This window comes from Parapedobacter sp. GCM10030251 (assembly GCF_042666505.1).
GTDB lineage: Bacteria > Bacteroidota > Bacteroidia > Sphingobacteriales > Sphingobacteriaceae > Parapedobacter.
The window spans coordinates 30,048-43,015 of the sequence record NZ_JBHTDN010000007.1 but is presented as its reverse complement, the minus strand read 5'-3'; the positions used below and the strand labels follow the sequence as shown (position 1 = coordinate 43,015).

At 48.0% G+C, this 12,968-nt stretch carries 10 protein-coding genes; 6 read left to right on the top strand and 4 right to left on the bottom strand.

Annotation, left to right across the window (positions count from 1 at the left end; all coding sequences use genetic code 11):
- Nucleotides 1-2: 2 nt before the first annotated feature.
- Together ACFQRK_RS17815 and dnaB are read right to left on the bottom strand one after the other, a co-directional pair.
- Nucleotides 3-2,273: an ATP-dependent helicase gene (locus ACFQRK_RS17815; RefSeq protein ID WP_379009149.1), complete on the bottom strand. Its 2,271-nt coding sequence runs from the start codon at nucleotides 2,271-2,273 to the stop codon at nucleotides 3-5.
- Nucleotides 2,274-2,329: 56 nt separating this feature from the next.
- Nucleotides 2,330-3,907: a replicative DNA helicase gene (gene dnaB, locus ACFQRK_RS17810; RefSeq protein ID WP_379009148.1), complete on the bottom strand. Its 1,578-nt coding sequence runs from the start codon at nucleotides 3,905-3,907 to the stop codon at nucleotides 2,330-2,332.
- A 490-nt stretch (nucleotides 3,908-4,397) separates the two neighbouring features.
- Between dnaB and ubiE the strand changes: the two genes are divergently transcribed.
- The 4 genes from ubiE to ACFQRK_RS17790 are packed head-to-tail and all read left to right on the top strand — an operon-like array spanning nucleotide 4,398 to nucleotide 8,488.
- The gene (gene ubiE / locus ACFQRK_RS17805; protein ID WP_379009145.1) at nucleotides 4,398-5,132 is read left to right on the top strand and encodes a bifunctional demethylmenaquinone methyltransferase/2-methoxy-6-polyprenyl-1,4-benzoquinol methylase UbiE; all 735 of its coding nucleotides are present in this window, start codon (nucleotides 4,398-4,400) and stop codon (nucleotides 5,130-5,132) included.
- Nucleotides 5,129-5,884 (top strand): outer membrane beta-barrel protein, encoded by a 756-nt coding sequence (locus ACFQRK_RS17800; RefSeq protein WP_379009143.1) that lies wholly within the window; start codon nucleotides 5,129-5,131, stop codon nucleotides 5,882-5,884. Before ubiE ends, ACFQRK_RS17800 begins: the two co-directional genes overlap by 4 nt.
- Before the next feature lie 14 nt (nucleotides 5,885-5,898).
- Entirely contained in the window at nucleotides 5,899-6,663 is a 765-nt protein-coding gene (locus ACFQRK_RS17795; protein WP_379009141.1) for an SDR family oxidoreductase, read from the top strand.
- A gap of 19 nt (nucleotides 6,664-6,682) precedes the next feature.
- Nucleotides 6,683-8,488 (top strand): M61 family metallopeptidase, encoded by a 1,806-nt coding sequence (locus tag ACFQRK_RS17790; RefSeq protein ID WP_379009138.1) that lies wholly within the window; start codon nucleotides 6,683-6,685, stop codon nucleotides 8,486-8,488.
- A gap of 3 nt (nucleotides 8,489-8,491) precedes the next feature.
- Here the strand turns inward: ACFQRK_RS17790 and ACFQRK_RS17785 are convergent, their stop codons facing one another.
- Nucleotides 8,492-8,989, bottom strand: coding sequence for a hypothetical protein (locus tag ACFQRK_RS17785; RefSeq protein ID WP_379009136.1), 498 nt, complete (start codon nucleotides 8,987-8,989; stop codon nucleotides 8,492-8,494).
- 164 nt (nucleotides 8,990-9,153) lie between these two features.
- On the opposite strand from ACFQRK_RS17785, the gene ACFQRK_RS17780 reads away from it, so the two are divergent.
- Together ACFQRK_RS17780 and ACFQRK_RS17775 are read left to right on the top strand one after the other, a co-directional pair.
- Nucleotides 9,154-10,914 (top strand): AMP-dependent synthetase/ligase, encoded by a 1,761-nt coding sequence (locus ACFQRK_RS17780; RefSeq protein WP_379009134.1) that lies wholly within the window; start codon nucleotides 9,154-9,156, stop codon nucleotides 10,912-10,914.
- A 30-nt stretch (nucleotides 10,915-10,944) separates the two neighbouring features.
- On the top strand, nucleotides 10,945-11,919 hold the full coding sequence (locus tag ACFQRK_RS17775; protein ID WP_379009133.1) for a YihY/virulence factor BrkB family protein: 975 nt from the start codon (nucleotides 10,945-10,947) through the stop codon (nucleotides 11,917-11,919).
- Here ACFQRK_RS17775 and dinB read toward each other — a convergent pair.
- On the bottom strand, nucleotides 11,901-12,965 hold the full coding sequence (dinB, locus tag ACFQRK_RS17770; protein WP_379009131.1) for a DNA polymerase IV: 1,065 nt from the start codon (nucleotides 12,963-12,965) through the stop codon (nucleotides 11,901-11,903). The two genes, ACFQRK_RS17775 and dinB, sit on opposite strands and share 19 nt — an antisense overlap.
- Nucleotides 12,966-12,968: the final 3 nt, after the last annotated feature.

The following is a 12,968-nucleotide window of genomic DNA, read 5'->3' as shown; positions in this document are numbered from 1 at the left end:
GCTCACCCCACAATCCTTAATTTGGCAAATTTAAGCAACAATTGCTTCTGTCCCAATTCTTGGAAGAAAATAGTTGCTTTTACCTCATTTTTTCCGCCCTCCAGATTGATTACCTTTCCAAAACCAAACCGCTCGTGCTCCACCTCCATACCTACCTGCAAACTGCTGGTATCCGAGGGCGCAAATCCCCGAGTGGGAGTATGTGCTTTAGGTAGCATTGCTGTGGTTTTCGGTGGCGTTTTGGGCTTGGGTTTCGTAAACACATCCCGCTGCCCCCAAGCCTGGCGTTCGTCAGCAAAGGAAGCCATACTTTCGGGTACCACGCGGGGCTTGAAATCCAATTCGAGATACGTAGGATTCAACTCATCGAGGAAACGGCTGGGTTCGCAATTATTTAACGTGCCCCATCGGTACCGCGACGTAGCGTAACTCAATGTCAGCTTTTTCTCGGCACGGGTAACCGCAACATAAAAGAGCCGTCGCTCTTCTTCCAATTCACTGCGTGAGTTAAGCGACAATTGTGAAGGAAACAGATTTTCTTCCAATCCGACGATGAATACATGTGGAAACTCCAACCCTTTCGAAGAATGGATGGTCATGAGCGACACGGTGTCAGCATTGGGATCCTTATCGTTATCATCATTGGTAAGTAGGGCAACGTCCTGCATAAACACGTCAAGTCCCTTTTCTTCTATATCTTCTCGTTCGCTGAACTCCTTGATACCGTTGAGCAGTTCCTGGATATTCTCATAGCGGCTTAGCCCTTCCACGGATTTGTCCTCATACAGGTCTTTAAGAATCCCCGAATGTTGCGCAATGTGCATCGCAGCATCGAATGCCGAATGCCCCTTTGCAACTACCTGAAAACCTTGTATCATGGTGGCAAACGTACCGACCGCACCGGCACTTCTGCCATCGAGATAGGTTGAGGCTTGGCTGATGACTTCCCAAAGGGTGAGTTGATGCTGATCCGCGGCAATCAAAATTCGGTCTATCGTCGTATCCCCGATCCCCCTGCGAGGGTAGTTGATCACCCGTTTGATTGCCTCCTCATCATTGGGGTTGAATGTCAACCTGAAATACGCTATCAGATCTTTGATTTCTTTGCGCTGGTAAAAAGAAGTTCCTCCGTAAATCTTGTAGGGGATGTTGATTTTACGAAGCGCTTCTTCCATGGCCCGCGACTGCGCATTGGTACGGTATAGGATGGCAAAATCGTGATACTTCCACCCTTTGAGTGCCCGCTCCTGAGCTATGGATTCTGCGACAATCTTACCTTCTTCGTTATCGCTGAATGCCCGGCATACCTTGATTTTTTCTCCCGTTTCATTCTCTGAAAACACATGCTTTTTCAGCTGATTCTTGTTATTGGCAATGATGCTGTTAGCTGCATTTACAATATTCTGCGTAGATCGGTAGTTCTGTTCCAGCTTGAATACCTTCAGATCGGGATAGTCTTTCTCGAAGTTAAGGATATTTTGGATGTTCGCGCCGCGGAAAGCATAAATGCTCTGTGCATCGTCGCCTACTACACAGATATTTTCGTTGATAGCGGCCAACTTGCGAACAATCAGATACTGAGAAAAGTTGGTATCTTGATACTCGTCTACCATCAAGTATTTGAATTTGTGCTGGTATTTATGCAGCACATCGGGATATTCCCGGAACAACACATTGGTTTTGAATAAGAGATCGTCATAATCCATCGCACCCGCTTTATAGCACCGTTGCGTATAGGCAAGATAAATCTGCCCGAGTTGTCCTCGTCCGTTGGAAAAATCTTCCGCCTGTATCTGCTCATTGCTACTGTATTCCTGCGCCGAAATCAAGTTGTTCTTGGCAGATGATATCCGGTTGTAAACAAAGTTTGCATTGTACAGTTTGTCATCCAACTGCATCTCTTTGAGGATACTGCGTATGAGACTTTTGCTATCATCCGTATCATAGATGGTGAAATTCCGCGGGTACCCGATGTGTTCCGCCTCCACTCGCAGTATCTTCGCAAACACGGAGTGGAACGTGCCCATCCATATATTCTTGGCCTCATCGCCCACTACCTTCATAATGCGTTCACGCATTTCCTTGGCAGCCTTGTTGGTAAATGTAAGCACCAAAATATTAAACGGATCAACTCCCCGCCGCACCAAGTGAGCCACTCGATAAGTTATTACACGTGTCTTACCAGAACCTGCTCCGGCCACAATCATCACCGGCCCCTCAGTTTGCTCCACTGCGGCCCGCTGAGATGGGTTTAAACCTGCTAAATAATCCAAAATCCTATTCCTCTTCTATCGTTTCTGATTGAGGCGTAAAGGTACAAAATTATGGGCTAAAAAGGCGAATCATCGTTCATATCATTCATCCGCGATTGACGGATAATGCTACCGGGTGCATCAAACGAATTGGACGGGGACATGCCCGATGCAAATGAACCTGAATCCGGCAAACCATCGCCACCGAAGGAAAAATCGTCTTCCAAGTCTGCGAATTTCACGTACTTACCCACAAATTTAAGCTGTACTGTGCCGGTTTCCCCATTCCTGTGCTTCGCGATAATTACTTCACCGACACCGGCCGTCGGGCGCCCGGCTTCATCTTCGGTCAGCCCATAATATTCCGGTCGGTACAAGAACAGCACCATATCGGCGTCCTGCTCAATGGAACCGGATTCACGCAAATCCGACAACATGGGGCGTTTGCTTCCACCCGGACGGCTTTCTACCGCACGGCTCAATTGGGAAAGTGCCAAAACCGGAATGTTCAGTTCCTTTGCGACAGACTTCAATGAACGGGAGATGCTGCCAATTTCCTGTTCACGGTTCCCCCCCTTGCCATCATTTTTGCCGTGCATCAATTGCAGGTAGTCCACAATAACCATTTGAATGTCGTATTGGGCTTTTAGCCTGCGGCACTTGGCACGGAATTCAAAGATATTAAGTGCAGGCGTATCATCAATCAGCAATGGTGCTTGCGTAAGCCGTCCGATGCGGGAATGAAGCTGTGTCCACTCATGGTCTGCCAGATTGCCTTTCCGCAATTTCTCCTGTTCGATTTCCGTTTCGCCAGCAATGAGACGGTTCACCAGTTGCACGGACGACATTTCAAGGGAAAATACGGCCACGGGTTTGTTATGATCCACTGCAGCATTGCGCGCACAGCTTAGCACAAAAGCGGTTTTACCCATCGCCGGACGGGCCGCAATAATTACGAGGTCTGAGGGCTGCCAGCCTGAGGTCATCCGATCAAGTTCCGTAAACCCAGAAGGAACGCCAGTGAGGCCGTCGGTCCGGTCACGAAGTGTTTCCAATGCTTCCACAGCCTCCCGCATAATGTCATCCATTTTCCGGGTATCCCGCCTCAAATTATTCTGTGCAATATCGAACAGACTCTTTTCCGCATGATCCATCAAATCGAAGATATCTGTCGTGTCTTCGTATGCATTGTTGATGATCTCCGTAGATACTTTAATAAGCTCGCGCTGGATGTATTTCTGTGAAATAATACGCGCATGATACTCGATATTAGCCGCTGACACCACCCGGTCGGTCAACTGTGTAATGTAATAGGCGCCTCCCACAAGCTCCAATGCGCCCATCTTACGCAATTCAGCAGTCACGGTGAGCAAATCAATTGGCGAAGTCTTCTGGAAGAGGTTATAGATCGCCTCGAAAATTTTCTGGTGAGCTTCGACGTAAAACGTTTCAGGCTTGAGAATGTCAATGACCTCACTGAGTGCATTTTTCTCCAGCATAAGCGCCCCTAATACCGCCTCTTCGAGATCCACCGCCTGAGGCGGCAGTTTTCCCAATCCGCTCACCAAATTATTCAACCGCGTACGCCGCTCTGCGAATGTACCCCGGGAAGAATTACCGGCTTGGCTGGAAGCATATTCATTCTCGTTGGTCATATGTTATACTATCATTAACTAATGTAGGTAGAATTGAAACCACGGCTTATCACCGGCTGCTGCTTCGAAAACCAGCAGAGCAAATGTAGGTATTTTTGATAGGCACATATAGACAAGTTCTGAACAACCTTTTCACAATACATTTTCCACAAATCCTTTCCGCCTGAAATAGGCATAATTAGCAAGATACGTTTTCAACACAGCGTGTGCAAAAAATGTTAACAAAACAAAATTGATCCTGAATCACAAATCGTTGAACAACTGTTAACAACTTTACAAAGTGTTAATATACAAAATTGCGGAACAAAAGCACACAATAAAAATGAACATGCAGACCGCTGGATACGATAGCGATTGATTATCAAATCATAGCGCATCAATCCTTAACAATTACTTAACAACAAGAGACGATCCCAGACTGCAAAAAGCATGAAAAATAGAATGGCCTCCGTGTAGTGTTTCCGAAAAACTTCACGTAAATTTGCCTTCCATGGCAACATCCGAAACAGTAAAGCCTTACAACGACAACACCGACAAGAAGCAACAGGTAGCCGACATGTTCGACAATATCTCGGGCACCTACGATTTTCTTAACCATTTCCTATCATTAGGCATCGATATCATCTGGCGAAAGAAAGCTATCCACACACTGAAAACGGCCCAACCGCAGTTTCTATTGGATGTTGCGACGGGCACCGGCGATTTTGCGTTGGAAGCCCTTCGAATATTGCGTCCGCAAAAAATTATCGGCGTTGACATCTCGCAGGGCATGCTGGATGTCGCCAAGGAAAAAATAGCTAAAAAAGGCCTCGGTGATCGCTTTGAAGTCGCATTGGGCGACTCAGAAAACCTTCCCTTCGCCACCGGCACGTTTGATGCGGTAACGGTAGGCTTTGGTGTGCGCAATTTCGAAAACCTGGAAAGAGGTCTGGCTGATATCTGCCGGGTACTGAAGCCCGGTGGAAGAGCAGTCATCCTCGAATTTTCAAAACCGAAGGGATTTCCTGTGAAGCAGCTTTATCATTTTTATTTCAACCACGTCACGCCCCGCATCGGTAAACTGTTTTCAAAAGACGATCGTGCCTACCGCTACCTGCCCGAATCGGTTGCGCAGTTTCCAGATGGGCGCCGATTTACTGATATCCTCCGCCAAGTGGGTTTCAGTCAAACGGAATACCGTCCGCAAACGTTCGGTATCTGTACTCTCTATATCGGCACTAAATGAACGTTGTCTACCCGATATCGGTACGGTTCGCTATGGGCTTATTACTGTTGCTGACGGCGTCTTCTGCCTATGCGCAGCAAAAGTTTCAGCGGTGGGGCGGTGGTGTAGACGACGAACCGCTGCATTTCGGGTTTAGCTTCCACTACATCAATGCCGACTATAAAATCACGCTGAAACCGGATTGGCAGACACCCAATCCCATGGCTTCTGCAGCAGATACGGCCTCCCTCTTGGGGGTTTCCTCTCCGTTCTATCACGGTGTAGGCTTGGGATTATTGGCTGACATAAAACTTACTGAAAATGCCAATTTACGATTTACTCCCTCACTTGTTTTTTCCAATAAAGTGGTAAATTACAAGTATTCAATTTCCACCGAGGTCACCGAAAGACTAATCCGTGCTTCCTACATCGACCTGCCGTTACTTATCAAGTTTAAATCGGACCGCAAGGGCAATTACCGCGGCTATTTGATCGGAGGAGGCAAGTACTCCATCAACGTAGTTTCGGGCAAACGATACGATGACGCAAGCTTCTCTCCGGCTGAAAAACTGCTGAAGACCAAACCCGGCTATTTCTCTTATGAAGCCGGCATCGGGTTTGATCTATACTTTGATTTCTTCAAGATGTCGCCGGAAGTCAGGTGGGTGCAAAGCGTAGGTAATCTTCTTGACAGGAGTGAATATAATATGTATAATCGTCCGATTGACCGGCTGACATTGCGAAACTTTCAAGTCAGCTTGTTTTTCGAATAAAAACACAACATCTCATGTCTCAAAAAAAAGCTTTCATTACAGGTGCCAGTGCGGGTATCGGCGCGGCATGTGCTTCGGTGTTTGCCCGGGAGGGATATGATCTTCTGCTGGCAGCCAGACGTATCGATCGCCTCACGGAGCTTTCGGACCAATTGATGAGTTCGTATGGGATCAACACCCACCTTCTCGCCCTTGATGTACGCGATGCGGATGAAGTATTCTCGACCTTCAGCAACCTTCCAAGCGGATGGCAGCAGGTGGATGTGCTGATTAACAACGCAGGTCTTAGCCAAGGACTTGATCCGATCCACGAGGGTGATATCGGCGATTGGGATCGGATGATTGACACCAATATAAAGGGCCTGTTATATGTGACACGTGCGGTGGCTCCGATCATGGCTGCACGTAACGAAGGCCACATCATCAACATCGGTTCCATTGCCGGCAAGGAAGTGTATCCCAACGGAAATGTTTATTGTGCTACCAAGCACGCCGTAGATGCGTTGACCAAGGGCATGCGCATAGATTTACTGGATAAACACATCCGTGTGACGGCCATCCACCCTGGCATGGTGGAAACAGAGTTCTCCGTTGTTCGCTTTAAAGGCGACAAAGATCGGGCGGCTGCTGTATACCAAAATCTCGAACCCTTGGTCGCCGACGACGTTGCGGAGGCAGCATGGTTTGCTGTTTCGCGCCCGAAACACGTCAATATCAATGACCTGGTAATCATGCCCACTGCACAGGCCACCGCGACGCTCATGATAAGGGAAAACTGAGCTAGATTGGACTATGACTATGAAAAAAATTCGCACCAACTTACTTTTACTGATGACAACCGCAGTGTCTTCCACGTTTGCCGCCTCTCAACCGCGCATCCATTTCGAAGTTTCCTTCAAGGAACCCCAGGCCCATTATGTAGAAATCACGATGAAAATTGAGAACTTCCAGCGTGATTTCATCGACGTTAAAATGCCGGTTTGGACTCCAGGTTCATATTTGGTGCGTGAGTATGCAAAAAATGTGGAAGGTTTAGAGGCGTTTGACGAGCAAGGGGCTTCCCTGGCGACGAAGAAACTTAACAAAAACACCTGGCGGATCGACTCGAAAAAAAAACGTAGCCTGACGGTCCAATACCGTGTTTATGGCTTTGAGGTGTCGGTACGGACTAATTTTATCGATGACAGCCATGCCTTTCTATCGCCGGCAGGCACGTTTCTATACATAGACGGCTTGCTCGACCTTCCCACGGAAGTAACGATTCTGCCCCATTCCTCCTGGTCTAAAATCTCCACTGGATTAACGCCGGTTGAGGGAAAGCCCGGAACATACCACGCCGCCAATTTCGACATTCTATTCGACTCGCCTATAGAAATAGGCAACCAGGACATCTTTACATTTGAGGCCGCCGGCGTACTGCACGAAATTGCCATGGTAGGCGGAGGCAATTACGACAAGGCTCGACTCAAGGAAGATTGCGCAGCTATCGTGGAACGTGCGACCCAGATTTTTGGCGTGAATCCGAATAAACGCTATGTGTTCATTGTGCACAATTATCAGTCGGGCGGAGGTGGTTTGGAACATCTCAACTCAACGGTATTGGGAGCTACCCGCAATGGCTACCAAAACGAGCGGTCGTATATTGGGTTTCTCGGACTCGTGGCACACGAGTATTTCCACCTATGGCATGTCAAACGATTGCGGCCACTCGAACTTGGTCCATTTGACTACGAAGCGGAAAATTACACAACTGCCTTATGGATCATGGAAGGTTTCACAGCATATTTCGACAATTTATTACTCCGTCGCTGTGGCTTCCTAAACGAAAACAATTATTTACAGGCGTTGAGCAATGATATCAACACGATCGAGAACCGTGCGGGAAATCAAATACAATCCGCGGCCTCTGCCAGTTTCGATGCATGGATCAAATATTATCGCCCGGATGAAAATTCAGCAAATACAAGCATCTCCTATTACAACAAAGGGGCTTTGCTTGCGATGATGCTCGACCTCAAGATACTTGCCGCCACCAATGGTGAAAAGCGGTTGGATGACGTCTTGAAAGCCGCCTATCAGACGTTTTACGTCGATAAAAAACGAGGCTTTGAAGAGCACGAATTCCAAACACTGATCGAACAAGTTGCGGGAACATCTGTCGCAGATATCTTCGAGGCGGCCCATACAACCGGATCATTGGATTATAACCGCTATCTAAACGCCGTAGGTTACGAAGTAATCGACTATAATGACGGACGAGAGTTACCTGACTTAGGGATTTCCACTTCCATCGTTGATGGTCGAGTTGTCGTTACCGCGGTAAGCCGAAGTAGCAGTGCCTGGAATGACGGCATTAACGTACGAGATGAGATCATCGCTATCAACGGCGAACGATTAGACGTCCACGGTAAAGAACTGAACCGGGTATTGCAGACCGCGGCTATTGGCGATATGCTTCAGGTACTGATCGCCAGGGATGGGAGGATACGTGAACTCAGCGTAACGCTTATGAAAGATAACCGCGGGTCATTTTCCATCGTTCCCTTGGTTGACGCAACACCGGAACAGCAGCGTCTGGGCAAAATCTGGTTATCGGTTCCGTAATTATCAAAACACAAATCGTATCGATAAGCCGATACCGTCGAATCGCACACCTGATTCAGGCGTCAGCTCCATGGTTGGTTTCCAATCCAATGATAAGTTAATCGGTGCAGCTGGGATCTTATAATCCAAGCCTATTGCGCCATCAAAACTCCATGCCATCCCGCTTTCATCGGTATCTTTGTAACGATAAGATCCCAAGCCCCCGCCGAATCCGTAGTACCAACGGAGCCCTTCCACGTCGACAAAATTGATGGGTTGGTGAATTTCGTAAAGACCCAGCAATTTGACAATAGTAAAACTTCGATTTCCCTGAAAATTAAGGATGCCGTCGATCGCGTGGTTGTCATTAATAAAATGCTTGTACGTAATACCATTAGCTACTCCAAAACGCCCTCCAATGCCACGTGTATACGTGCTACTTTCCTGCGCCACGGCTCCTTGCCACGCAACGATTCCTACAAAAAAAACAACGATAAATGCGGCTATGCGATTTCTTTCCATGCCCTTTCCGCGCAAAACAAATGCCAATATTTGTTAAGTGGTTAAGTTGCTAGGTTACGGTTTGGCAATTCACGGTTTAACGGTTTTGCAAATGCTAAATAATTCCTATCTTTAAATGCGCTCCGGTAAAAACAGGAAATAGATTATAGACCAAACAGCAAGATATGACATCGGCAACCCGCATTTTTGACATTCTGACAAACTACGAAGCCCACTACGCTAAACCGGTCATGGTGGCAGGGAAAGCACAGGGGACATGGACAAACTATGCTACGGATACGTTTATATCGCTGGTAAACAACCTGAGCAAGGGCTTGATCGCGAAAGGCATACAAAAGGGCGACAAAATTGCCCTCATGTCTGCCAACCGGCCAGAGTGGAATTTCTGTGATTTTGCCATTAACCAGCTTGGCGCAGCCGTGGTACCGCTTTACCCGACCCTTTCGGCACAAGACCTTTCTTTTATCATTGACGATGCTGCCGTTAAGCTCATTTTTGTAAGTAATGCAGAGTTACACGAAAAGATCGAAGCTGCCCTGCAATCCCATAATCTGATCATCCCGATCTATACATTTGATCTCGTAAATGGACTACCGTCGTGGCAGCAGTTGGTAGATGAGGGCAAAACAAGCGACACGGATTTAACACCTTACCGCAACGCGGTGCATGAGGATGATCTACTCACACTCATCTATACGTCGGGTACAACCGGTAAACCAAAAGGCGTCTACCTGTCTCATAAAAATGTGATTACCAATGTACACGATTGCTATCACCTGTTGCCCGACTACTTTCGAAAAGCGCTCAGCTTTCTGCCGCTATGCCACATCTTTGAACGGATGGTCGTATACCTATATTTTGCTAAGGGCGTAGAAATCCATTACGCCGAAAGCCTGGACACTATCGTGGCCGATATTAACGATGTAAAGCCCGACGGATTTACGACCGTTCCGCGCGTTTTGGAAAAAGTATACGATCGCATTGTGTCCAAGGGAAAAGAACTCGCTGGAATCAAACGGCACATTTTTTTCTGGGCACTCAATTTGGGTCTTAGCAACAAGGAGCCGGAAAAAAACAGCGCCTGGTTCAACCTGCGTCTGGCCGTGGCTCGAAAACTCGTATTTGCCAAATGGCAGGCAGCGCTCGGCGGAAATATCAAACTCATTGTTTCCGGGGGTGCGGCCTTGCAACCCCGCTTGTCGAGGGTGTTCTGGGCGGCAGGCATACCAGTGTTGGAAGGGTACGGCCTCACGGAAACCTCGCCCGTGATTGCGGTCAATAGCCTGGAAAAAGACGGCGTTAAGTTCGGAACCGTGGGTAAGGTCTTGAAGCATGTGGATGTGAAGATTGCATCCGATGGCGAAATACTCTGCAAAGGCCCAAGCATCTCCATCGGCTATTATAAAAACGATGCCGCTACCGCGGAGGCCATTGATAATGACGGATATTTTCATACCGGAGATATCGGCGAGCTGGACGCAGAGGGTTTTTTACGCATTACGGACCGGAAAAAGGAAATGTTCAAGACAGCAGGTGGCAAATACGTGGCACCTCAGGCGCTTGAAAATAAGTATATGGAGTCAACCTTCATCGCCCAAGTGATGGTCGTAGGTGAGAACCGGAAGTTCCCCGGAGCGTTGATCGTCCCCGCCTTCGACGTCCTGGAGAACTGGTGCAAGATCAAGGGCATTCCCTTTGATTCCAGGGAATCCGTTATTCAAAAACCAGCAGTCATTGATAAGTATGAGCGTGAAATCAATCGACTTAATCAGGGCTTCGGACACTGGGAACAAGTAAAAAAATTTGCCCTGCTGGCAAAGGATTGGACAATCGATGCCGGAGAGCTTACACCGAAGCTTAGCTTGAAACGGAAAGTCATCCTGCAGCGCTACGAAAAGGAAATCGAAGATATTTATCAAGAGTAAACATCCGCATCCGTTTCTGGTTTACTATGTATGAAACTTTTTAAAAAGTCATTCTACCGGGAAATCTTTCAGTTGCTGAGTAACACATTTTCCGAATTCTCAAAAGACAATGCTATGAAGATGAGCGCGTCGCTCGCTTACTACACGATATTTTCCATCGCTCCTCTCCTTTTGATCGTCATTTGGCTGGTCGGCTTTTTTTATGGCGAAATTCTGGCCGGAGAGCAGGATGCACAATCGGAGGTCTTTGAAGAATTTGCGAATATCTTCGGGCCAGATACCGCGGCCCAGATCCAACAGATTATCCAGAATATCAGTCTATCCAACAAATCGGGCATCGGGATCGCGATTGGAATCGGCACATTGGTAATCGGTTCCACGACAATCTTTATGGAAATACAGGACTCCCTGAATCGGATATGGGGTGTGCGACCGAAACCCAAGAAAGGATGGTTGAAAATGCTGTTGAACCGTGCGATCTCGTTTTCCATGGTCTTGGGGCTTGGCTTTTTGCTAATCGTCTCGCTGATCGCCAACGGAATCATCGTAGCGCTCAGTTCGCAGATTACGCACTTTTTCCCGGAAATCTCGGTCTACGTGGTAGAATGGGTTAACATCGGACTTACGTTTGTCGTTATCACGTTCCTATTTGCTATCATCTTCCGGGTCTTGCCAGATGCGCGCATGCGCCTACGGGATGTCACCGGCGGCGCCCTTTTCACCGCTGCGCTTTTTATGCTGGGCAGATACCTCATTTCACTTTACATGCAATACAGTGCTCCGGCTTCTGCTTACGGAGCCGCCGGCGCGATTATTATCCTGCTGCTTTGGGTGTATTATTCGGCGTCCATTCTCTACTTCGGTGCCGAATTCACCAAGGTTTATGCGCTTCGATACGGAAGAGGCGTGTGGCCCTCTTCGTATGCGGTGAAAGTCGTATTGAAAGAAGAGGAAGTAGAGGACGAACCCATCGAACTCTCATCCGATCAGAACAAGGTAAGCTGATTGGAAGCGAGATTAATGTGATCAAAATTGCTAACCGATATGCCTAATAACCGGATGGGCATAGTATCCGGTGTCATCACCGACTGAAGGGATTGATGGGCCGTCGCAAAAATATCGTCGATCGCGTCGGTATAATACGGCAGGGAGTGGCTTCGGGTTACCAACCGAAAATCGGCAAACCGGATTTTCAGCGTGATAGTCCGTCCTTTCAGCTTGCGGCTTTGCATCCGCCCGGTCAATTTAGCGGCAATTTTTTTCAGTTCGTCTTCCATATCGGTTACTCTGTGCAGATCTTCACTAAACGTATCTTCAACGGCAATTGATTTCAGCTCCCGATCGGGCTGCACAGGGCGATCATCGACTCCCCGGACGATTTGGTAGTAAAAGCGACCACTTTTTCCGAATAACCGCAGCAAATCGGCCTCCGATAGTCGCTTGAGGTCGGCACCGGTAAACAGCTGCATTTGCTTCATTTTCGCTGCCGTCACTTTGCCTACCCCAAAGAACTTTTCGACGGGGAGATTTTCCATGAACCGCTCGATGCGGGAAGGCCCGATAAATGTGAGCCCATCCGGCTTTTGCATATCCGATGCAATTTTAGCCACGAATTTATTGACGGAAATGCCTGCCGACGCCGTTAAGCTAAGTTCCGAACGGATCGCTTCTTTGATCCGCTTTGCAATCTCAATGGCCGAACCAATGTGTTGTTTATCAGTTGTTACATCCAAATAGGCTTCATCCAGCGAAAGGGGCTCTATTATATCTGTATACCGGCGAAAGATTTCGCGGATCTTAGCGGATACTGCTTTGTAGGCATCAAACCTTGGGGGCACGAACACCGCCTGGGGACACAATTTAGCCGCCCTACTGCAGGGCATTGCCGAACGGATCCCATAGTCACGGGCTTCGTAACTGGCTGTCGCCACGACTCCCCTACTGTTGGGCGGGCCTCCTACCACCAGTGGAATGCCGCGATACTCGGGGAAATCCCGCTGTTCTACCGAAGCATAAAATGCATCCATGTCGATATGGATGATTTTCCGCATAGT

Excerpts from the sequence above, each read along its gene's own strand:
- ACFQRK_RS17780 (WP_379009134.1), top strand. The coding sequence starts at position 9,154 with ATGACATCGGCAACCCGCATTTTTGACATTCTGACAAACTACGAAGCC.
- dnaB (WP_379009148.1), bottom strand. The coding sequence starts at position 3,907 with ATGACCAACGAGAATGAATATGCTTCCAGCCAAGCCGGTAATTCTTCC.
- ubiE (WP_379009145.1), top strand. The coding sequence starts at position 4,398 with ATGGCAACATCCGAAACAGTAAAGCCTTACAACGACAACACCGACAAG.
- ACFQRK_RS17785 (WP_379009136.1), bottom strand. The coding sequence starts at position 8,989 with ATGGAAAGAAATCGCATAGCCGCATTTATCGTTGTTTTTTTTGTAGGA.
- dinB (WP_379009131.1), bottom strand. The coding sequence starts at position 12,965 with ATGCGGAAAATCATCCATATCGACATGGATGCATTTTATGCTTCGGTA.
- ACFQRK_RS17795 (WP_379009141.1), top strand. The coding sequence starts at position 5,899 with ATGTCTCAAAAAAAAGCTTTCATTACAGGTGCCAGTGCGGGTATCGGC.
- ACFQRK_RS17800 (WP_379009143.1), top strand. The coding sequence starts at position 5,129 with ATGAACGTTGTCTACCCGATATCGGTACGGTTCGCTATGGGCTTATTA.
- ACFQRK_RS17775 (WP_379009133.1), top strand. The coding sequence starts at position 10,945 with ATGAAACTTTTTAAAAAGTCATTCTACCGGGAAATCTTTCAGTTGCTG.
- ACFQRK_RS17790 (WP_379009138.1), top strand. The coding sequence starts at position 6,683 with ATGAAAAAAATTCGCACCAACTTACTTTTACTGATGACAACCGCAGTG.